The 22,611-nt window shown below is 50.6% G+C and carries 18 protein-coding genes and 1 pseudogene; 9 read left to right on the forward strand and 10 right to left on the reverse strand.

Translation table 11 applies throughout. The features are described from left to right. Positions 1-503, reverse strand: a 503-nt coding sequence (locus LC354_RS19085; protein WP_223426883.1) for a recombinase family protein, incomplete at its 3' end; no start/stop codon positions are given. Between the two features lie 279 nt (positions 504-782). Here LC354_RS19085 and LC354_RS28035 point away from each other — a divergent pair. From LC354_RS28035 to LC354_RS19100, 3 genes are all read left to right on the forward strand, one after another. Further along, the gene (locus LC354_RS28035) at positions 783-1,007 is read left to right on the forward strand and encodes an excalibur calcium-binding domain-containing protein (RefSeq protein WP_223426909.1); all 225 of its coding nucleotides are present in this window, start codon (positions 783-785) and stop codon (positions 1,005-1,007) included. 98 nt (positions 1,008-1,105) lie between these two features. Next, a complete protein-coding gene (locus LC354_RS19095) occupies positions 1,106-1,654 on the forward strand; it encodes an excalibur calcium-binding domain-containing protein (RefSeq protein ID WP_223426915.1) in 549 nt (182 codons plus the stop codon). Between the two features lie 57 nt (positions 1,655-1,711). Continuing rightward, the gene (locus LC354_RS19100) at positions 1,712-2,353 is read left to right on the forward strand and encodes a thermonuclease family protein (protein ID WP_223426885.1); all 642 of its coding nucleotides are present in this window, start codon (positions 1,712-1,714) and stop codon (positions 2,351-2,353) included. Between the two features lie 774 nt (positions 2,354-3,127). On the opposite strand, the gene LC354_RS19105 is transcribed toward LC354_RS19100, so the two are convergent. Then, entirely contained in the window at positions 3,128-4,459 is a 1,332-nt protein-coding gene (locus tag LC354_RS19105) for a hypothetical protein (protein ID WP_223426887.1), read from the reverse strand. Positions 4,460-6,083: 1,624 nt separating this feature from the next. On the opposite strand from LC354_RS19105, the gene LC354_RS19110 reads away from it, so the two are divergent. The 3 genes from LC354_RS19110 to LC354_RS19120 all read left to right on the forward strand — a co-directional run bounded on the left by LC354_RS19110 (position 6,084) and on the right by LC354_RS19120 (position 9,555). Then, a complete protein-coding gene (locus LC354_RS19110; protein WP_223426889.1) occupies positions 6,084-6,704 on the forward strand; it encodes a hypothetical protein in 621 nt (206 codons plus the stop codon). Positions 6,705-6,830: 126 nt separating this feature from the next. Next, a complete protein-coding gene (locus LC354_RS19115) occupies positions 6,831-9,110 on the forward strand; it encodes a GmrSD restriction endonuclease domain-containing protein (RefSeq protein ID WP_223426891.1) in 2,280 nt (759 codons plus the stop codon). A 130-nt stretch (positions 9,111-9,240) separates the two neighbouring features. Then, positions 9,241-9,555 (forward strand): H-NS histone family protein, encoded by a 315-nt coding sequence (locus LC354_RS19120; protein WP_223426893.1) that lies wholly within the window; start codon positions 9,241-9,243, stop codon positions 9,553-9,555. Between the two features lie 22 nt (positions 9,556-9,577). Here LC354_RS19120 and LC354_RS19125 read toward each other — a convergent pair whose 3' ends face one another. From LC354_RS19125 to LC354_RS19135, 3 genes are all read right to left on the reverse strand, one after another. Continuing rightward, on the reverse strand, positions 9,578-10,174 hold the full coding sequence (locus LC354_RS19125) for a class I SAM-dependent methyltransferase (RefSeq protein ID WP_223426894.1): 597 nt from the start codon (positions 10,172-10,174) through the stop codon (positions 9,578-9,580). Continuing rightward, positions 10,155-11,174 (reverse strand): HNH endonuclease family protein, encoded by a 1,020-nt coding sequence (locus LC354_RS19130; protein ID WP_223426896.1) that lies wholly within the window; start codon positions 11,172-11,174, stop codon positions 10,155-10,157. Before LC354_RS19130 ends, LC354_RS19125 begins: the two co-directional genes overlap by 20 nt. A gap of 488 nt (positions 11,175-11,662) precedes the next feature. Continuing rightward, positions 11,663-13,447 (reverse strand): recombinase family protein, encoded by a 1,785-nt coding sequence (locus LC354_RS19135; protein ID WP_223426897.1) that lies wholly within the window; start codon positions 13,445-13,447, stop codon positions 11,663-11,665. Between the two features lie 49 nt (positions 13,448-13,496). Between LC354_RS19135 and LC354_RS19140 the strand changes: the two are divergent. Then, positions 13,497-14,918: pseudogene (locus LC354_RS19140) on the forward strand (YifB family Mg chelatase-like AAA ATPase); the annotation flags it as partial. Here LC354_RS19140 and LC354_RS19145 read toward each other — a convergent pair. From LC354_RS19145 to rsmI, 4 genes are all read right to left on the reverse strand, one after another. Beyond that, positions 14,900-15,817, reverse strand: a complete 918-nt coding sequence (locus LC354_RS19145) for an alpha/beta hydrolase (RefSeq protein WP_223426899.1) — start codon at positions 15,815-15,817, stop codon at positions 14,900-14,902. The pseudogene LC354_RS19140 and the gene LC354_RS19145 overlap by 19 nt on opposite strands. Next, positions 15,814-16,749 carry a glutathione synthase gene (gshB, locus tag LC354_RS19150; protein WP_223426900.1) on the reverse strand — a complete coding sequence of 312 codons (936 nt, stop codon included), beginning with the start codon at positions 16,747-16,749 and terminating at the stop codon, positions 15,814-15,816. The genes LC354_RS19145 and gshB overlap by 4 nt, the downstream gene beginning before the upstream one ends. A gap of 98 nt (positions 16,750-16,847) precedes the next feature. After that, complete coding sequence (locus tag LC354_RS19155; RefSeq protein WP_317849359.1) at positions 16,848-17,273, reverse strand: YraN family protein; 426 nt, start codon at positions 17,271-17,273, stop codon at positions 16,848-16,850. Between the two features lie 18 nt (positions 17,274-17,291). Then, positions 17,292-18,161 (reverse strand): 16S rRNA (cytidine(1402)-2'-O)-methyltransferase, encoded by an 870-nt coding sequence (gene rsmI / locus LC354_RS19160; protein ID WP_223426905.1) that lies wholly within the window; start codon positions 18,159-18,161, stop codon positions 17,292-17,294. 96 nt (positions 18,162-18,257) lie between these two features. Between rsmI and LC354_RS19165 the strand changes: the two genes are divergently transcribed. Both LC354_RS19165 and LC354_RS19170 read left to right on the forward strand, forming a co-directional pair. Further along, positions 18,258-19,442, forward strand: a complete 1,185-nt coding sequence (locus tag LC354_RS19165) for a penicillin-binding protein activator (RefSeq protein WP_223426907.1) — start codon at positions 18,258-18,260, stop codon at positions 19,440-19,442. Between the two features lie 63 nt (positions 19,443-19,505). Then, positions 19,506-22,241, forward strand: coding sequence for a [protein-PII] uridylyltransferase (locus tag LC354_RS19170; protein WP_223426922.1), 2,736 nt, complete (start codon positions 19,506-19,508; stop codon positions 22,239-22,241). A 12-nt stretch (positions 22,242-22,253) separates the two neighbouring features. Here the strand turns inward: LC354_RS19170 and LC354_RS19175 are convergent. Then, the coding region (locus tag LC354_RS19175) for a transposase (protein ID WP_223423163.1) at positions 22,254-22,611 on the reverse strand (358 nt) is incomplete at its 5' end.

Genomic DNA, 22,611 nt, shown 5'->3' on the forward strand with positions numbered 1-22,611 from the left:
CCCATCTCGGCTGCAATCTTGTAAGTACTCAGACCATCTGAACGAAGCTGGTGGACCTTCCCACGATCAATGCGAGGTTTACCGCCTTTAAAGACACCCTTGGCCTTAGCCTTGGCTATACCTTCAGCCTGACGCTTGCGAATGATGTTCCGCTCGAACTCCGCAAAGGCACCCATCATCTGGAGTTGTAGCTTGGCAAAGGCATCATCTGCATCAGCAGAGAAGGTCAGGCTCTCAGACAGGAAGCTGATGGTTACACCCTTGTCATTCAAAGTCTGGATAATGTCCTGCAAATCTCTCAGATCACGAGCAAGCCTGTCGATTGAGTACACAACGACAGTATCCCCTTCACGGGAATAGTCGATCATAGCTTGGAGTGCTGGCCTGTCTGAGGCTGACTTGCCGGACAGCTTTTCCTCAAAGACTTTATCAACCTCACCAAGTTCCTGTCGATCAAGGCTTTGATCAACTGTGCTGACTCGCCTGTATCCGATGACTGACATGCTAAACGCCCTCTTTAGTAACATCTGTCTCTAGTTTACGCTGATTCCGGTAACAAATGGAAGTAAATATACTCATATGTTACCGTCAATGCAGTAACAAAAAACCAGCATCACCACGGTAGAGCCTGTTGTGACTGTCTGAGTTGCGGTTTGATTCAAGTCAGGGCAATGGCCCGTTCTTCCTGTTGAACCTAGCGGCAGATATGTTGAAAGTGGCACAGAGGAGCGAATTGTATGAAAGTTTTATGAGATCTTGGCATCTTGATAACAAACTTATCAGTGTTGCCAGCGTACTCTTTACAAAGTGATGGCAAGACCGTTGATGAACCCAACATCAAGGAGCGCGTCTTGAAGCTTGCGCAAAGCTATAGCTGTTCCCCCCGCCGCTATTGTTCCAAAAGCATCAGTAGCTGTCAGGAGGCTCGGTGGTACTTCGCAAATTGTTCTTGGGGCGGCGCACTTGACGGAGATAACGATGGAATACCCTGCGAGAACTTATGTTGATTGGCATTCAAACCTCGCCAGCAGAAACACGTGTATTCTCAAAAAGAAAACGGGAAGATTTCATGAAAAATGAGAAAGCTATTTTAGCATCTATCTTAATGCTCGCTCTTGGTGCCTGCGCCGCGCAGACACCTCAGAACCAAAGCCAAGTGTATTCTAGCCTGTCCACTGGGCCACTTTGGGTTGAGCACTCCCTTACATCATCCCCACTGAAGTTGGCGTTCATAGAAGCCGAACTTGGTTCACGTGGCGAACAAAGGTCTTCATCCTACCCAAGCAATTATCTTGGCGAAAAAACGAGTTCGGCACTTGGTCGCAAGTTATATTCTCGAGAAGAAGCCTCAACCACCGATTTAGATTGCTCTAGCTTTTCATCCTCCGCAGCAGCCCAAAAGGCATTTTTGGCATCAGGTGGACCGACTCGTGATCCAAGCGGGCTTGACCGTGACGGTGACGGCCTAGCGTGCGAGTGGGGCACCTATCTCAAGAAGTCCGTAGCCTCCTACCAAGCTTCCTTGCGGCCATCTCGGACTTATAGCCCTACAAGGACAACTTCACGTCGAAGTTCCAGCCGATGCTATGTCGGACCTCGTGGCGGAACCTACACCATAACAGCAAGTGGTAATAAGAATTACGGTGGCTGCTAAGTTTGGCATTTTGTTCTTCAAGAAAACGGTCTTTGCTGCACATGTGAAGCATCGCCCATGAAACTAACTGCTTTGATCACAAGCATTACCTTCCTGTGTACCCCTGCTCTTGCCGAGGTGGTGGCTATAGATGGTGATACCTTAGCCTTAGATGGCACCACATACCGTCTTAACGGAATAGATGCGCCTGAATATGGTCAAAAGTGCAAGGGCAACAGGGGAAATTGGCCTTGTGGGAAGGAAGCGTTGGCAACCCTATCTTCCCTACTGGAAAGAGGTTCTGTTCAATGTGAAGCCATCTCAGAAGATGGATATGGACGAACCATCGCTACCTGTTTCTCAGATGGCATTGATGTGGGTGAGGAAATGGTTCTTAACGGCTTGGCTTGGGCGTTTGTCAGATATTCAGACGTTTATGTGAACCAAGAGGCTGTAGCACAATCTGAAAATCTAGGAATTTGGCAGTCGGATAACATGCCTGCATGGGACTACCGCGCGGAAAAATGGGCAGTCGCAGAGCAAGAAGCGCCAGAAGGGTGTCCGATCAAAGGCAATATCTCCAGAAATGGGCGAATATATCACCCACCTTGGTCACCATGGTACAGCCGTACAAAGGTAAGTCTAGATAAAGGCGAACGTTGGTTTTGTTCAGAGGCAGAAGCAGTTGAAGCGGGATGGAGAGCACCCCGTTGGCAATAGTCATACTTTTCCTGAACGAGACACCCGCAAATTTTACTAAGATTGGTTCATGGCTTTTGTTACTGCTTTAGCTGACTAAGCATCTCAATTTGTCGGCTCAAGTCCTTCTGGTTCTGTGCCAGTTTAACCATTTGGCTTTCCAATCTGCGCATGTGTTGGATTGGTGAAAGACTGGAATCACGCCACCCATTTGTGAAGTCTTTTTCAATGGCAGTGGCATTGCGAGAAATCCCATTGCTTATGCGTGATATATTTCTGTGCGCCTTTCGCTGCTGATTATTAGGACGCTTGCCCTCATCCAGATTCCATGTTTCCGAATTAAGGTACTCTTTGAACGACAACATAAGTAGACCCTCTTTGTTATAAATATCTGTAATTATTACATATTTATAAGAAATCCAACTTCACGAGGACCCACATGAAAACTCAAACTGAACTTTTAAACTTTAGGATGCCAAAGTCGTTGAAGGCAAAGTTTCAGGAAACCTGCAAGCAGAGAAATACTGCCATGACTTCTGTTCTCTGCGAGGCTGTTCACGATTATGTTCACAACCATGAAGAAAGCGTCGACAGTGAGTGGGAACCAATCGTGTTCTCAACACACGAACAGCATGAGGGAGACTGACGATCCAGATCAGGCATAGGTCGTCCGAACATAAGCGAGGATGTTCAACCGGCCTACCCAAATCACATCCCAAAATTCAAAAGGGGGAGAGAAGAAGAAACATGTGAATTACCAAAAAGGTTAGATTGGGTAGGGCAAACAATGGAATATTATTCTTTCTTGATGCCAATTTTAGTATTCGGGAACTTCTCACTCCAAGCAGTTTGCATAGTAGAATGCAGAAATTTTTCATCCTCTTCTTTACAGATAAAACCATCATGTATTGGTAGAATGGCTATGTCTGAATTTGTGCAAGTGCCTATGATCTTTCTGGCAATGTCTGAGTCTTCCATAAACACAGACTCTGCTTGAAATGCGTGGGATTTTAGAAATCGATGCTTTGTGAATATCTGATCTACAGCATAGTCAAAAAATGCTTGATTATGACAACCATTTACGCCACGAAAGACACCTTCCGAATTACACCAAGATAGGGACGCACTGAAAGCTTGGTCCTTTGACTTAGAGTTGACCATTACCACGATAAGGTTTTTGAGGAGGTCTCTGCAATAGAATTTGCAAATTCCTTGCAGTGGAATATCGTATGGGTCTTCATCAGAAAGTTCTATACCTTCCATTCCCGCTATGATTGAGATAACTTGTGCGGAATAATCGAGTTCTACTGTGGGTTCACCATTGATCAGGATTTCAGGCCGAAACTTGCTTGGAATTCTTTGATGGAAACCACCATGTACACGTCCATATGAGATTTGATCCTCAGACACATGGAAGATCGCAGTAGCGCCGGTACGGGCAGTTGAGACAGTGTTGACGGTTCCTACTGCATCTACCCAAGAGAAAGTGTGTTCACCTGCTATGGTGATATCCTGAGTGCGTATGAAGGAATTGTATTTCCGGATTATGTCAGCTTGACCTTGTAGCCAATCATTCAAAGGGTAGTCTACAGGCTTGTAGTTGCCTTTATCATCAGGTGTACGAAACTGGATAGCAGGAACAGGCACAGGTGCTTCTGATAGGTCTTCTGGCAGTGCTGTGAAAGCTTCTAACAGTGGTCCTTGTGCGAGGATTCTGGAACGCTTACCTCTCTTGGTTTTAGGATCATACGTGAACTTTTGATGGTAGATGAAACCTGTATCTTCAAGTTGCTTTACAATCTTGGTTATGTCTTTGGTGATGCTGTGGGGATTGTGGCCACCTTTCGAGTATGTATGGAAATCCATGCTAATCCTAAGATAGGAACCATTAGCTGTGTACAGGTTCCACAAGACAGAATTCAGGCACTTCTTGTACCGCTCAACAGCAGACTCGTAAGCTTTTCCACCCTTCTTAGTGGTGATCAGGCGTTCTAGGCCACACTCAATATAGACAGTATCGACAAGTGCTGAAAATGCTGAGTCTTTCACTGCAATAGCTTTCAGATCGTATGAAATGGTATTTGCTTTAGCTTTGCTTTCGAATTGATTTATGGTATAAATAGTCATGTTGGATGTTGGGTATCTCCGTTCTTGTTTGAAACATCTAAAGCCCTTGGGTGGTTGCACACCGCGAAGGGTTTTCATTTCTCACCCGTATTTATCGCCCTAAGATTCTCTGAATCCGTGATTCAAGTAAAATAAGGATAATCTTTTAATAATACTTTATACCTTCGAAGAAATTTGCGTCATAATGCCATAATGCAGGAAAAAGTTCCAAGAAATGGATAGAATGCAAAATAATTCTCTTAGATGTTATGATCAACTGATATACGTGCAGCGTTGGGGAATTTTCTCTCCGAAAAGCTTTTTCTCAAAACGCCTAAAGCTGTCAGACGCAGAACATTAGGAGGGTCTTTTAAAATCTTAGACTGCTCAAAATTATTGTGACTTACTAGAGAGTCTTAGACTGCTTGGACTGCTTCAAAATTTGTGCGAATACCCAGAGAGTCTTGTAAAAACTTAGGCTGCTTAAATGTGTTCGAACTGCTTAAACACATACCTAAAGATCAAATTAAGACCATAAAATAACGTGGTTACACGAAGGCGTAAGCCTGAGTAAATCCCGAAGGGATTTCCATTATTAAGTGTAGATAAATCTAAAGACAGATGGATATCTCATAAAGACTAAGGTTTATACAGGCGTAAGCCTGTGTAATCAGAGCGTAGCGATGATTTCCATGATAAGTGTAGGCATAATATAATGATAATATGATTGTGTACACATTGAATGGATTGCTTGCTGTCGCTGCGCAATGTGTGGCTTACGCCAACACGTATCTATAGATGATGTATGATATTATAAGTGATATGTATGACCACAAATATAAAGATGATTATCATATGTATGAATCAAAAAGATGGATTATGTACACATTGAATACATGAGTATGCATCCTTAAACAGTATACATTTGCTACACACATTGAATGGATTGCTTGCTGGCGCTGCGCAATGTGTGGCTTACGCCAACACGTATCTATATTAGTGATCAGCTTATAGATTCAATCACATGCTTCATATGATCTATTCTTCTATTTAGAATCTCAATTTGATTTGTTCGAATCCTTAGATGTTTTTTAATTGTTCTTAAAGTATTAATTTTTTACCCCCACTGTACCTCTTAAAACTATTTATGTTTTATGGATTCTTACTGTTATTACACCCTATACCTGATATCTACTGTTCCGTTCTGATTCTACTGTTCCGCCCATATTTCCATATCATCTGTTTATGGTCTTGGCTTGTATATTGTCTTTCCCTTGTGAATACATTTTGAGGATAGTGATCACCAGCAACACCCTCAAGCACCCAACTGGGAACGTCCTCCGGTGCACCACCAAGAGCCACAGGCATCCATTCCTCGGTAGGGATAGCGATGGGCGAACAAGGCAATCCCATGCAGAAGGCCATCCAAGTCAGACAAAATCATGCAGTCGTCAGGGGATTTATCCTAGGACAGATGGGCGTCTAGGCCGTTGTCAACCTGATGATGGAGGGCTAGTGTTTGATCAACACTGTTCACACTTTGCAATATGGGGTCTTATCCCGTTGAAACAAGAACTTGAGGAAATTTATGCACGAGAAAATCTCTCTTCGCCAACGTTGTCCTAAAGGTAGAAAGAGGAAAGAAATGAATAGTATCAAAGTAAAGCTAATAACCTTCATTTTTGCATTTCTGATGAGCGCCTCAGTGTCCACAATGGCACAAGATTATTCTACCGATATGACGCAAATTGCTGATCACTTCGAATACTTAAGCGCCGAAGAAAGAACAAATGTTCAGGAGGCTCTATCGTCATTGCAGTTATACACACAGACGATTGATGGGGAATGGGGGCCGGGGACTTCTAGGGCAATGGTGGAAGCTTTAGACTACATTGATCTAACCTTTGGGTTTCAGTATGATAAGAAAAATAATTCGTGGAATGGCATGGAACTCATATTTCAAATACTTATCAATCCCAAACTACAAGAAACTCTGTACAGGAAATATGTGGTTGGTGAGGGAGACGAATGCGACGGATGCGATGAGATGTCAGGCGGTTTATTTTTTGACAAAGATAAAGAAGTACTCCAGTCATGGCATTTTGCGAACAGTAAATGTCGAGGTAGTAGCGGAGATAACCCAACCACTATGATGTGGTGTGACGTTCGTAGCGGCATTGGTGACATACTTCGCGTCCAAAATTTCTGTTATGGTCGGGAAAATGAGGCCGGATATCAAATGGAATGGCACCGGTGCGAAGAGTAGTGCGTTTTTGGCAGAGGTTCGATCCTAACTTGTATAATAAGGCAATGTTTATTCATGACGAGTGTGGACCAAAGACCTGCTCCAAGATACGTTTTGAAAAAGTGAAATTCTACAGAAGGACATCAAGTGTCGCAAACTACCCAACGCTTTTCCAGTGAGACGCCCCCGATCCATCACCTGATTCAGGAAATTGATATGGGAAACCTCGGTCTTCCCGACCTACAGAGACCTTTTGTCTGGAAGCGTGCTCGCATTCGCGACTTATTCGATTCCCTCTACCAAGGTTTCCCTGCTGGATACTTCCTATTCTGGAACACTCCAAAAAAGATCGATAGTCATTCAATTGGTATACAAACTGATACCCGCGAAAACCAAAAAATGATCGTTGACGGTCAGCAACGTCTCACGAGCCTTTATGCTGTAATGAAAGGTAAACCGATCCTAAATGAAGCGAGCGAGGAACAACTGATCCGCATTGCGTTCAACCCTCTGACAGAAGAATTTTCGGTCGCCAACGCATCTTCCGACAATAATCCAGCATTCATTTCCAATATTTCAGACATTTGGACGTCCGGTAAAGGCAGTTTCTTTTTTATCAATGAGTTCATTCAAAATCTGAAAGAAAGTCAAGATATCGATTCACATCAAGAAAGTCAGATTGCAGAAAATATCCAACAGTTAGAAAATATCAGGAACTATCAGTTCTCCGTTTTGGTTCTTTCTGCTGAACTTGACGTCGATACGGTGGCAGAGATTTTCCAACGTATCAACGCTGGTGGTATCCCTCTTAACTCAGCAGACTTCATACTTACACTGATGTCAGTCTACTGGGTTGAGGGTCGGCACCAACTGGAAGACTTCGCACGTAAAGCAAAAATTCCCTCAACAAATCATACTGCATCTCCGTACAACGTTTTTCATGCACCATCTCCTGACCAATTATTGCGTGTTGCTGTCGGACTTGGGCTTAAACGCGGCGTTCTGCAAAACGCCTATCAAATTCTAAGGGGGCGCGATCCAATTGAGAAAAAGGTTAAGGAAGACCTTCGGGACGCCCGCTTTGCAGACCTCAAAGAAGCACAAGCAAAGGTCCTAAATCTTGCGGATTGGCACGAATATATCAACTGCTTAAAGGCAGCGGGCTTTCGGTCAAGGTCAATGCTGACTTCAGCAAATAACTTTCTATATGGCTATCTAATCTTTCTGATAGGGAAACATGAATTTGGGGTGGAGCGTAAAATTCTACGAGCCACAATGAGCCGATGGTTTTTCATGAGTGCCTTGACCGGTAGATATACAGGAAGCCCAGAGACAATCCTTGAAGCTGACCTTCGACGAATGGAGCAGGCCAAAAAGACATCGGATGGATTTGTTCAATTATTGGAAAACCTAATTTCAAATCAGCTTACTGATGATTACTGGAAGGTAACGCTTCCTGAGAGACTCGATACGTCCAGCGCATACAGCCCTTATCTGTTTGGGTATCATGCCGCGTTAAACTTACTTGGTGCAACAGCCTTATTTTCCAAAATTCGGATTAGTGATCTACTTGATCCTGCTGTCACTGGCACCAAATCGCCTGTCGAACGACATCATCTGTTCCCCAAAGCTTACCTCAGAAGTTTAGGATTTACAGGAACTTATCGACTAAATCAGATTGCCAACTACGCTTTTGTTGAGTGGGCAGACAATATTAGTATCTCAGACACGGCACCAGCCGACTATTTTCCAAGCATGTTTTACGAACTAACGGATCAAGAAAAGGCGAACGCGTCCTATTGGCATGCCCTGCCTGACCTATGGTACAACTTAGAGTACCTCGACTTCACTCAGCAACGGCGTAAGTTAATCGCACGGATCATCCGTGACGGCTTCGGGGTTTTGACAGGTGATGTCACTCCCAATACCAATACTCGCCTTGAACCATCTGTGGCGGAATTGTTAACCGATATGGAAACGCTACGCATTGAATTTAAGTCTACTGCTCGTGTCCCGCTTTCCTCTGATGTCCCAGAAAAGGTAGTTAATGAGGGTATTATCAAGACTGTAGCGGCCTTCATGAACTCAGAGGGAGGAACACTCGGCATTGGTATCTCGGACGATGGTGATATTTTGGGCATTCAGAAGGATTTAGATTACAAAAAGCAAGACATTGATGGATATCAAAATTGGCTTTCTACCTTACTTATGAACGCGATAGGTCAGGCTGTCGTGGCAAAAAATACATCTATCCGTTTCGAACTTGCCGAGGATAGTGTGGTCTGCTTGATTGATGTCAGCCCATCAAGTTCACCAGTGTATGCCGATACAGTCAAAGGGAAGGAACTGTTTTATGTACGAATTGGCAACACGACTCGCATCTTGTCTGGTTCTGAGATGGTAGAGTACATTAACAGTCATTTCTAATATGGAATATCTTTCGTTTCTGATCTAATAGGTATAAACCTACACGTAGTCGCTGACGCAGAATCTGTAAGACCGTTTTGCCTTTAGATCGGCTTTTTTTAACGTTTGCTTGCCAAAGGAATGAACCAACATGACTATTGACCTCAAAAATATGGACCTGAAAGAACTCAAGAAACTCCAAAAAGACGCTGCGAAGGCGATTGAGAATTTTGAAGATCGCAAACGTCAGGAAGCACTGGCAGCAGCAAGAGAAGCCGTTGGTGAGTTTGGGTTTAAACTGGAAGAGTTAGTAACTGGTTCCGGTAAGAAACCTAAGACTAAATCTGTCCCGAAATATGCTCATCCTGAGAATTCCGCAAAGACTTGGACTGGCAAGGGAAGAAGACCTGCTTGGGTTGTTGCACATGTTGATGGTGGAGGATCGCTGGAAGATTTGGCAATCTGATAGCAGCGGAAAGAGACTTTACCTAAACCTTCAACAAAATAGCATTGAGCCACTGATCGTTTCGATCCGGTCGGGCATCATTTGTTATCCACATTGAAGCCGCCTTCAACGTGGGCACATCAACCAAAATTCCTTCAAGCTGGTCTTCATCTAAGTCGTTGAAAAAACGCCCATGTCGGACTTCTTCGGTGCTGCCGATCTTGAAGGAAACAAACATGCGACCCCCATCTTTCATAAGGCCAGAAAGGTGGGTTAGCGTTTGAGAAAGTTGCTTGCGCGGAACGTGCAACAGAGAAGCACAAGCCCAAACACCATCAAACAAATCGTCACATGCATATTTAATAAATTCAGAGTGAACCACTGGCTCTCCAGCGGTGTGACGGGTCGCTTTGACCATTTCTTCGGATGCGTCGATAGCCACAACTTCGTGACCAAGCTGTCTGAACGCCCGTGTATCACGTCCAGAGCCTGATCCGGCATCCAGTATTCGGGCAGGACAAGGAAGGTCTGCAAGAAATTGGTTGTGCAATGCGGTCAAGTCGGCATCTATCGTCTGCTCGACAAAGCCTTTGGCGTTCTCATCATAGTATTTGATGGTTTCAGAATAATTCTGGTCCACGCTGTTCTGGCTCCCATTCATGGATCAAGATGCCCTTAGCTTCTGTGTGCTGGAACTGTAGAAATCCTATTCGATCCTGAAGTTTATTCCCAGTCTGGCGGATCAGGGTTTCTCGCAACGGATGGTGGCTGGTAATAAGAAACTCATTTCGCGTATGGAGACGCTCCAGAAGTTTCAGACTTGGCAGTTTTGCAAACTTACCAGCCTCACCACGATTACACTCCATGCAGGACAGTGTCAGGTTCCAAACGCCATTGAAATTTGTGTGAGACAAGTAGCTGCCCAAGACATGAGGGAAGAAATGATCGACGTCTGGAAGCAAGTTGGCTTGAGTGAGTGAGATTGGTCTAAAGCAAAAGAAACAGTGCCCTTTCTGGTATCCGTTCAGCGCATCACGCGCTGATGTTACATCTACCCGTCGATTTCCTTGATCAACAAACAGAATGTGGCTCGATGTATCATGCTGGACGGAAATCAAATTTCGATTGATGTTCAGTTCCCATGCCGTTTCGACTAAGCGCCAACGAGATTGAATCTCTTCAACCAATGTCTGCCCTTCATCGCCCAATAGAAGATCGTGACAGGCATCTGTTAGTCTGATCCCACCCAGTGTCTTTCGTTCGTCAAGAAAAAATCTGGTCGGGACCTCGTCGCCGTTCACAATGTGAAAGGCATCAATCACATTGTTGAAGCCAAGCCGCACTGTCGTATCCCGCAGATCGGTTTCTGTGATCTGCTGAGCATTGAATTGGCGACACGCTTCGAGGAACTTACTGGACTGGGAAGTGGATTGTACGGGCACTTCCTTGATGTGCTGACACAGGTGCCGAGCAAAGGGTTCTGCCAAGTCTTCCATCTTGATGAGATCATTGCGGACATTTGCGACTTCCGCCAAGCTACGAGCCAATGCGAACTTGTAGGAGGCCACATTGCGCCCAAACAAGATGATTGATCGCCAATAGGTCGGGTCATCAAGTGTTTTGGAAACGAAGTTGGGCATTAAGGTTATGCTTTCACAGGGCGATCGGCGGTAGCATTCGAGGCTTTATATCTGATTTTCAACACACGAGATCGGAACATACCAGTGTTGGCCACACAACAAGACGTTCCAAGACCGCCCCATTTAGCTTAAGCCCTCAAACCAACGTGACCCTGCCAACGTGAGATGAATCTATGACCAATACCAAGAAATCTTGGAAAGATATCAAGCCGGTTCTGTCCGAATTTTCCTCAACCCAGTTGTTGGGTCTTGTGCAAGACTTGTATCGATTCAGCGATCAGAATGCCTTGTTCATGAACGCCCGCTTCTTGAGTGAAGGCAAGGGTCAGGATCATCTTGTCCCGTACAAAAAACGCATTCAGAAAGCCATCTGCCCGAAGGAGCCTTGGAAGCAAGATGTGCGTCTGGCTGAGGGTCGCAAAGCCATAAATGAGTTTAAGAAGGCCAATGGGGATATCCTGACGAGCTATCAGACTACATTTCTGATCTTAGGGATGCTTTTGCTTAATTTTCCTATCGAAAGTTTTTCGTGGAACCCTATCAATTACAGTCTTAGCAGTGGTGCCAAGGTAGGGGTAGACGTAACGATATGATCCATTGGAGAATTTCACTAAAAAGTACCGCTGAGAGTTTACATAAGTGCGCTGTCCATGCGGTTTTCTGAAATAGGCTTCAAATTTCCCCTCAGTCGTTAATCCTTTGGAAAATAGTTCATTGCCCAGTTTTTCAGATATAAATTCTATCGCTTCCCACGGCTCCACAAACATTCCATTGAAAACTACTATCTCAGTGATGGTGCGCTTCAATATGGAATGCATCTGATAGCGTATTTCTTTCAATTTTCTCAAGTCGTTTTGTGTTTTAAGTTGATCGTAACGTTTAATAAATTCAGCTTGATCCTGTTCAACATTTTCTGGCTCAAGTGCAGCAAGTTCAGCATCAAGCCTATCAATTTCTGCTTCCTCTCCATTAATTTGATTAAGGAGATCACTTAATCGGGCAAGAAGGTCTTCATAAACTTGACCGGACAAAGACGGGTCTTCCACCCGCATAAGTAGAGTATCGTACCTCTCTTGCAAATCCACCAGTTTGGCTTTCCCGGCAGTTCTAAGGTTTATCAAATTTGCCTTTTTCGGCTTTTTATCAACCTCAGAAAAAACATCAGAAAAATTCACGTCATTAACAAAATCAAAGAATGCGCTTTCAAATTCGGAATACCGCCAAGAAGGGCACTGACATTTATTGTTGATAATGGAGTTATAGCAGCGAAGATACTTATAGCCCCTTGGGGGCTTACCTTTATTTTTCATTAGTACACTGCCACCGCATGTACCACATTTCAGCATGTTTGAGAAAAGGTTCGAAAAGCCTTGACCTTTACGCCCAGCGCCATGAATCTTTCTTTTTCTCATCTCGCCTTGTGCCTGATAGAAAATGGATTCATTTATAATGACGGGGAAATAGTCAGGTATTGCATCACCAATTTCTTGACTTTTTCCGGCCACTCTTTGATGTGGTTGAAATTCACCATGCACTGCTGGATTGCGCAAAATTTTTGATACGTAACTATCATTCCAACGTTCTGCTCCTGAAATGGTTGGATACTTCTTTAGATCATCGTTCAGATGACGAGTGATTGAGTAAACCCCCATTCCATTGATGCAAAGGTCGTAGATCGCGCGAACAGTATCGGCTGCTTGATCATTGATTGAGAAATTTTTTCGATCTTCGCTTAATTCCAACCATGCAGGGACCATTTTTGTCAGCTTTTTTTCGGAAATGGTCGAACGCTTTTTACCCCATGCTGCTTTCAACCGCTTGGACTTCGTCATTGATTCATCATTGGCCCGTAGCATAATGCCCAAGGTCGTGAAAAGCTGGCCAACGCTTTCGTTCATGCTGTCGCTTGTATATTTTTGCCCATCAACAAGCGTAACAATCGTGATGCCATTATTCAGAATGCTTGCGAACTGAGTGAATGCATCCAAAACATTGTCACGTGACAACCGATCCAGTGACTCGACGATTAGGACACTACCAGACTCCACAGTTCCTTCGGCAATGGCAGCAAGGAAGCGCCCAAACAGCCCTTTTTGGGCGTTTTTCCCTTTAAATCCGCTAACGCCAACATCGCTTATAGTTTCAACGAGTGAGTACCCTTGTTGTCTTGCATACTCCTCGCTGGCCTCCATCTGACGACGAATTCCGTCGCCAACTGTCTGAGCCTCTGTGCTGATCCGTAAATAGCTGTACGCTTTAGTTTTTTCAGACATTTCCCTACCTCGCACCTGTCATAATATTGGTTTCTTTATACATTACAACTTTTCCATCGTAGGGTTGCCGGACAAGGCCGTTTCCGAGGCGCGTGAACGGGTCCGGGCGGCTCTTACGGCGATGTCCATCGCACTGCCATCGAAACGGATCACCATTAATCTCTCGCCCGCGGACTTGCCCAAGGAAGGATCCCATTTCGATCTGCCCATTGCACTTGCCGTGTTGGCAGCACTTGGTATTCTGCCCGATGACGCGGTCGAAGGTACCGTAGCGCTGGGCGAATTGTCACTGGACGGCACGTTGGTGCCAGTGCTTGGGGCCTTGCCTGCCGCTATGGCCGCCGCCGAGCAGGATCGCGCGCTGCTCTGTCCCTACGGGTCCGGGGCAGAGGCCGCATGGGTCGACGCAACCAAAGTCATTGCTGCGCGAACTCTGGGCGCAGTGGTGCAGCATTTCACCGGTCAAGCGCCCTTGGAACCGGCCGCAGCAGGCCAGATCGCAAGCTCGACCGGCCTGCCGGACATGGCGGACGTCAAGGGTCAGGAACGGGCCAAACGCGCACTCGAAATTGCAGCAGCCGGCAGGCATCATTTGCTGATGGTGGGCACGCCGGGGTCTGGTAAATCCATGCTTGCCGCCCGATTGCCTGGCATTTTACCGCCCCTCTCCGCAATCGAGGCGCTGGAGACCTCGATGATCCACTCGCTGGCGGGGTTGTTGGACGCAGGCGGCATATCGATGGATCGCCCGTTTCGCGAACCCCATCATACGGCCTCGACCGCGGCCATCATCGGCGGCGGGCGCGGGGCCAAACCGGGCGAAGTATCCTTGGCGCATAATGGCGTGCTGTTCATGGACGAATTCCCGGAATTTCCCCGGACTGTGCTGGAAACCTTGCGCCAACCGATCGAGACGGGCGAGGTCATGATCGCGCGGGCGAACAATCATGTGAAATACCCGTGCCGCTTTATGCTGGTGGCCGCTGCGAACCCCTGCAAATGTGGATATCTCAGCGACCCGGCGCGGGCCTGTGGCCGTGCGCCTGCCTGCGGGGATGATTATATGGGACGGATATCCGGCCCGCTCATGGACAGGTTTGACCTGCGCGTGGATGCGCCACCGGTGAGCTTTTCTGACCTCGATATGCCGACAACCGGCGATAGTTCGGCCACCGTCGCGGCACGGGTCGCGGCGGCGCGCGCGGTGCAGACGGCGCGATTTGCCGACACGCCGCAGCGCTGCAATGCGGATTTGAGCGGCGCGGCGTTGAAGGAATGGGCCAGTCCGGATCCCGAGGGGCATGCGTTGCTGACCAAGGTGGCCGAGCGTTTCGGTCTGTCCGCGCGCGGCTATCACAGGGTCCTTCGGGTCGCGCGCACCATTGCCGATCTGGACGGATCAGAGAGCCTGCGCAAACCTCACGTGGCCGAAGCCGTGAGTTATCGGGTTGCTCAGCTTGCCCTTGCCTGATCCTGCACCCGCGCGTCGATCCATTTCGCAAGTTCCCTTAGCGTCGCGCGGGCTTCGGGCAGGACATTGTGAAATATGGGCCAGACATGTGGCAGATCGTGCTCGACGCACAGCGTGACAGGGACGTTCTGTGACGTCAGATGCGCCGCCATTCTCACGCTGTCATCGTAAAGGATTTCCGTGTCGCCAACTGTCAACCACACCGGAGGCGCGCCGCGAAAATCCCCGTACAACGGTGATACATCCGGGTCATCCGGACTGTGACCCGCAAGGTAAAATTCCGCCATGTCCGCTGCGCGCTGTGCGGGCAAAACGACGTCCGATTGCGCGTTCGCTTTGAAACTGTCGCCTGAAAACCGCAGATCGACGAGTGGGGAAAAGGCAAAGACACCTGCGGGCAACGGAGCCTTTTCTGCAATCAGCCGCGCGAGGAGGGCCAGGGCCAAACCCCCGCCCGCACTGTCACCGCCCATAATCAGGTCAGCCGGGTCTATCCCCCGGTCGAGGCAGGCGTGATAGGCGTTCGCCGCACGATTGATTGCGGCGGGATGTGGCTCTTCGGGTGCGAGCGGGTATTCCGGCAACAGGGCGCTGGTGCCGGTGTATTTGGCAAGCGTGGCAAGCATGGCCGAATGGGTGCGCGGGCTGCCAAAAACATAGCCGCCGCCGTGAAAATACAAGATCACCGGCTGTTTCGTGGCGCGGGTAGGTGTGACGTTCAGGGCCCGGCCTGATCCAAGTGATTCCCAAGCGCGGCGCGTTCCCCTTGGCGCATGAAAAAACACGCTCGCCTTTGTCTCAAATCGACGACGAAAGGCGGCCGGGTCGCTGGCGCGGGCCAATTGGGGTTTTTCGGTCAGACGCAGCCACTGGTTCAGCAGTTGGGCCTGGAAACTCACGCCAGTCGCGCCTCGATCGCCTGCCAGATTTTTTCGGCGATGTTGACTCCGTCAAAGCGCTCCAGTTCCTGTATCCCGGTTGGGGACGTCACATTGATCTCGGTCAGGTAGTCGCCGATGACGTCGATCCCGACAAAGACCTGTCCCTTTTCCCGCAAGAGCGGGCCGATCGCGTCGCAGATCTCCTGATCTCGTTGGGTCAGGCCAATCTTTTCGGGACGGCCCCCAACATGCATGTTTGATCTGGTTTCACCTTCCGCTGGGACGCGATTTATGGCGCCGACCGCTGCGCCGTCGACGAGAATCACGCGCTTGTCGCCCTTGGAGACTGCGGGCAGGAATTTCTGGACGATCAGCGGCTCGCGGGAAAATCCGGTAAAGAGTTCGTGCAGCGACCCAAGGTTTCGGTCATTCGTATCGAGCCGAAAGACACCCGCCCCGCCATTGCCGTAGAGGGGTTTTAGAATGATGTCGCCATGCTTGGCCTTGAAGGCTTTGATTGTGTCCAGATCACGCGCGATTGTGGTGGGCGGTGTCAGGTCGGGAAAGTCCAGCACCATCAGCTTTTCGGGGTAGTTACGGACCCAGAACGGGTCATTGACGACAAGCGCATGCCCCTTGAGCCGGTCCAGCAAATGGGTCGACGTGATATAATGCATGTCGAAGGGCGGATCCTGACGCAGCCAGACTACGTCAAAATCGGCAAGGTCCACGTCTCGGAACGGCCCCAGATGGGCATGATCCCCCTGAACCCGTTGCACGGTCAGGTCATGGCCACGGGCCGTGATGCGCCCTTCTTGATAGGCCAGATGGTCCGGAGTGTAGAAAAACAGGCTGTGGCCACGTGCCTGCGCCTCTTCAGCCAGGCGAAAGCTGCTGTCGGCATTGATGTTTACGGCCCCGATCGGGTCCATCTGAAAGGCGATCTTCATGGCGGGTCTCCGGCAATGTTCTGACCTAAATGGCGCAGGCGTGTGCCGGGTGCAATGGAATTGCTATGTGCGCGATTGCACGCATCAACTTCGGGCAGTCAAAAGACGTGCCCGAATGCGTTCTCCAGTACTTTGAGAGCCCCCTGACCATCGACCAGAGCCACATCAAACCGAACATCGATCAAAGCGCCGTTTTCAAGCGTTCCCAGGTACTCTTCGGCTGTGGCATAAAGGCGGCGGACCTGCGCCGGGGTGACATGCGACAAGGCCGTGTCAAAATCCCGGCTTTGCTTGACCTCTACAAACACCAACGCGTCACCGTGTTGCACAACAAGATCAAGTTCACCGCGGTTCCCGCGCCATCGCCGGGCAGCGATCACACGACCCTTGCGCAGGAAATGGTCGGCAACAAGCTCTTCTGCAGCGAGGCCTGCGTGATACGACATACGGCCGCGATGCACCTTGCCGGAAGGGATGACAGGCCGGGCCGCAGCATGATCATGATCTAATTCCGCCGGTGTCATCAGGCCCCCATTTTCATCTCAGTTGTTGTCGCGTTCCTTGGCCAGCGCAAGTGCACGCTGATAGATTTGCCGCCGCGGGACATCGAGTGTTTCCGCCACAAACGCCGCTGCGTCCTTCACTGACATATCCGTCATCGCAGACTTTAGGGCGCTATCCATGTCCAACGGGTTAATGGCTTGCGTTTTTGCCCGGTCAATCAGGACAACGACTTCGCCCTTTACGGACGCCTGCGCATAAAATGCGGCCAATTCGCCAAGCGTTCCGCGCCGTGTTTCTTCGAATCGTTTTGTCAATTCGCGGCACACGGCACTTTCGCGCGTTTCCCCCAGGACCCCGGCGGCGTCCTGCAAAAGCGCGCCCACCCTCTTGGGTGATTCGTACAAAACGACCGTGGCCGGAATCGCCGCCAGCTTTTCCAGCGCCTTTTTTCGCGCCCCCCGGGACGCAGGCAAAAAGCCCGCAAAGTGAAATGCGTCCGTCGGTAGCCCCGCCACGACCAGTGCCGTCAGAACGGCCGAGGGACCGGGCGCGCAGGTCACAGGCACGTTTTGATCACGTGCGGCGCGCGCCAATTCAAATCCGGGATCGGCAATAAGTGGCATGCCGGCTTCGGACGCGTAAGCGACGCTTGCGCCCTCTTTGGCCTGTGTCACAAGCCGTTCGATCACGCCATCCCTGCTGTGTTCGTGCAAGGCCTCGATCCGCCTGCCGCCCAGCGGAACGCCGTGAATATCGAGCAATTTCCGCAAGCTGCGCGTGTCTTCAGCCACGAGTATATCCGCAGAGGCAAGCACATCCAGCGCCCGCAACGTGATGTCTCGCGCCGTTCCGATCGGCACGCCGACGAACCACACCCCTGCCGTGAGAGGAACCTCTAGATGATTCAAAGCTGGACCCGCCTTTCCTGACGTCTATGATCGCCCGAAAGCAAGCGGGCGGGCCAAACGGGCCAAGCCCCAAAATTTCCGGGAGTAACACAACCCATGTTCGCGTTTTTAAAATCTCTGCGCAAGACGGCGCGCCTCGCTCTTGTTCCGGTCGCGGCCCTCGCGCTGGCGGCGTGTGATCCATCTGGTTTTGGCGGCGTAAGTGGAACCGGTCCAAGCATCAATACGTCCGAGCCTGTGCCCGTCGCCCTTCTGGTGCCACGGGGCTCGGGGCAGTCCAGCGATGAATTGCTGGCGCAGAACCTTGAGAATGCGGCCCGCTTGGCGATGCGCGACCTGAACGGGGTCCAGATCGATCTGCGTGTCTATGCGACCGGCGGCAATGCGCAAACGGCGGCCAGTCAGGCTGCTCTTGCCGTGAACGACGGTGCCAAGATCATTCTCGGGCCGCTGTATGCGGAGGCGGCGAATGCTGCGGGCGTCGCCGTTGCTCCAAGTAACGTGAACGTACTGGCGTTTTCCAACAATACCAGCATTGCAGGCGGTAACGTCTTTATTCTAGGGGCGACGTTTGAGTCGACGGCCAATCGTTTGGTCAGCCATGCGGTTGCACAGGGCCGCAACAGGATCGTTGTGGTCCATGCGCAGGACGTGGCGGGGCAGCTTGGCAAGGCGGCCATTGAGCGGGCCATTGGGCGCTCGGGTGGCACGCTGGCGGGCACCGTGGACTATCCCTTGTCACAGCAGGACGTCGTGGCCGCTGTCCCGCGGATCAAATCCACTTTGGATCAGACCGGCGCCAATGCGATCTTCATGACAGCATCGACAGCGGCTGCGTTGCCCTTGTTGACGCAGCTTTTGCCAGAGGCGGGTGTCGATCCTGCGATAACCCAGTATATCGGCCTCACACGCTGGGATATCCCTCCACAGACATTGTCATTGCCCGGCGTTCAGGGGGGATGGTTTGCCCTGCCTGATCCGGCAAGCACCGGCGCATTTCAGTCGCAATATGTCGCGGCCTACGGCACGTCGCCACACCCGCTCGCCGGTGTCGCATTTGACGGGATCGCGGCCATCGGTGCGCTTGTGAGCAGTGGTAATTCCAATGCGCTGAGCGGTGCGGCCCTGACCCAGGGTGCGGGCTTTCAAGGGGCGTCCGGCGTCTTTCGTTTGCTGCCCAACGGCACCAACGAAAGGGGCCTTGCCGTTGCCACGGTCCGCAGCAATCAGGTCGCCATCATCAGCCCGGCCCCACGCAGCTTTGGCGGACCAGGATTTTAAGGGCTGCGCCACGCGCAGGAGTATATCGTGACACACTTACAAGAGGCGACGCCGGCCCCGGTGATGCCCAAACTGATCTGTGACCGCAAAGATATCTTTGACACCGAAGCCTTGAATGAGGTTATGGGCGCTGCGCGGGCTTTGCCCACGCAGGAAGCGCGCGCGCGGATCGTTGCCCACCTGAAAAAGGCGCAAGCTAGTGGGCGGGCGGCCATTGCTGACGCGTTCCAGGCTGATCCGTTCAATTCCCGCCCGACCACGCGGGCCTATACATACCTGACAGACCAGTTGGTCGGCGCGGCTCTGCGGACCTCCGAGACGCTGTTGCATCCAAACGCGACGCCGACAAAGGGCGAACGGCTGGCTGTGCTGGCCGTGGGCGGGTACGGCCGCGGTGAAATGGCTCCGTTTTCGGACGTCGATCTGCTGTTCCTGACGCCTTACAAGATCACCGCCTGGGCCGAAAACGTCATCGAAAGTACGCTCTACATTCTTTGGGACCTCAAATTGAAAGTGGGCCATTCCAGTCGCACGATCCGCGATTGCATCCGGCTGGGGGCGGAGGATTTCACGATCCGGACCGCCATGCTGGAACATCGGTTTCTTCTGGGTGATGCGGACCTGGCCGCCAAGCTTGACGACAGACTGCGCGCTGACCTGTTTGCCGGAACCGAGCGTGAATTCATCGAAGCCAAACTTGCGGAACGCGATGCGCGTCACAACCGGCAAGGTCAACGGTATGTGGTCGAGCCGAACGTCAAAGAAGCCAAGGGCGGGCTGCGGGATCTGCAATCGCTCTTTTGGATTGGGAAATACATCTACAAGGTTCAGGATGCCGCTGATCTGGTGCCGCTGGGGCTGTTCACTGAGGACGAGTTCCGAACCTTTGTCGGGGCCGAGGATTTCCTTTGGGCCACGCGGTGCCACCTTCACTTGCTGACAAACCGTCCAACGGATCAACTGACCTTTGACATGCAGGCTTCGGTTGCCGATGCGATGGGCTATCAGGACAAGGACGGACGTCGCGCCGTTGAGTTGTTCATGCAGGCCTACTTCCGTCACGCCAATCAGGTCGGCGAACTGACGCGGATCTTCTTGACGAAACTCGAAGCGATCCACCTCAAGGCAGAACCCTTGTTGGAGCGGCTGTTCAAACGCAGACCCTCTGTCAAGCCGGGCTATCAGGTGATCCACAATCGCATCGCGATCGCGGACGAAGCGGCGTTTTTGTCTGACAAGTTGAACTTGCTGCGGCTGTTCGAAGAAGCGCTGCGCACGGGTATGCTGATCCATCCGGACGGGATGCGTTTGGTCAAGGCAAACTTGAACCTGATAGACGAAGAAATGCGCAACACGCCCGAGGCACAGCGTATTTTCCTGGATCTGCTTTTAAAACATGGCAATCCGGAACGGGCTTTGCGGCGGATGAACGAGCTTGGCGTTTTGTCCGCCTTCATTCCCGAATTCGAACATATCGTAGCAATGATGCAATTCAATATGTATCACAGCTATACGGTCGACGAACATATCATCCAGTGCATCGCCCAACTTGCCATGATTGAAAAAGGCGAGCTCATCGAAGACTTGCCTGTGGCATCCTCGATCCTGAAGAACGGCGTGAATCGCAAGGTGCTCTATGTCGCGCTGCTGTTGCATGACATCGGCAAGGGACGGGTCGAAGATCATTCAATCCTGGGGGCTCAGATGGCACGCAAGATTGCGTTGCGTCTGGGGTTGAAACAAGACGAGGTCGATACCGTCGAATGGCTGGTGCGCTATCACCTGTTGATGTCCGACATGGCACAAAAGCGCGATATTGCCGACCCGCGTACGGTACGTGATTTTGCCAAGGCGGTGCAGACGGTCAAACGACTGGATTTGCTATGCGTCCTTACGGTGTGCGATATCCGTGGCGTCGGCCCCACGACCTGGAACAACTGGAAGGCCGTCTTGATCCGTGCGCTTTATCGTCAGACACGGCGCGCGCTCGAAGACGGGATGGAAGCGCTCAACCGCGAAAACCGCGGAACGGAAGCCAAGAAAGCGCTGCGCGAAGCGCTGTCGGATTGGCCCCGCAAGGACCTTCAGGCCGAAACGGCACGCCATTATTCTTCTTATTGGCAAGGGTTGCATGTGACGGCTCATGTCGTCTTTGCCCGTTTGCTGCGCGAGATTGGCGAAGATGAGATCCTGATGGACCTGCATCCTGACGAGGATCGGGACGCCACGCGGGCCTGTTTCGTCATGCCCGACCACCCGGGTATTTTTGCCCGTATGACCGGCGCTCTGGCGCTGGTCGGCGCCAACGTGGTCGATGCCCGGAGCTACACCACAAAGGATGGGTTCGTCACCGATGCGTTCTGGATTCAGGATTCGGATGGCAATCCCTACGACGCCGCCCGTCTGCCCCGCTTGCGCAAAATGATCGAACGTACGCTCGCGGGTGAAGTGGTGACGCAGGTCGCCATCCGTGACCGGGATCGGGTCAAGAAACGCGAAAGGGCATTCCGGGTACCGACGCATATCACCTTTGATAACGAAGGCTCCGACATCTATACGATCATTGAGGTCGACACACGCGATCGTCCCGGCTTGCTGCACGATCTGACGAGTACGCTCGCGGCCGCGAATGTCTATATCGCGAATGCCGTCATCGCGACATACGGAGAGCAGGTGGTCGATACCTTCTATGTCAAAGACATGTTTGGGTTGAAATACTATTCCGAAGGCAAACAGCGCACGCTGGAAAAGCGCTTGCGCAAGGCGATTGCCGATGGCGTTGAACGCGCAGCAGGCTAAAGCATTTTGCATTTAATCTGAGGCATATCCGGCGGCTTTGAGAAAGTTCCAGCATTCTACTGGTTCGTAGAGATCGCAGATGTCGCCAAGCGCTTCAAACAAGGCATCGTAGGTTCTGGCTCCGATGCGCCGCAGATGGGATTTGAGCTTTGAGAATGCCATTTCAATTGGATTGAGGTCCGGACTGTAAGCAGGCAGAAACAAGAACCAGCAGCCGCGCTTGCGCAGAACTTCGGCTGCGCGCGGACTTTTGTGGGTGGACAGATTGTCCAGGATCACAACGGTGCCGGGGTCGAGCACCGGAGCGAGTTGTGTTTCGATGTAGGTGTCGAATGCCGGGCCGTTCATCGCGCCTGTGATGACCCAAGGC

Origin of the sequence: Tateyamaria pelophila, assembly GCF_019966495.1 — a bacterium.
Lineage (GTDB): Bacteria > Pseudomonadota > Alphaproteobacteria > Rhodobacterales > Rhodobacteraceae > Tateyamaria > Tateyamaria pelophila.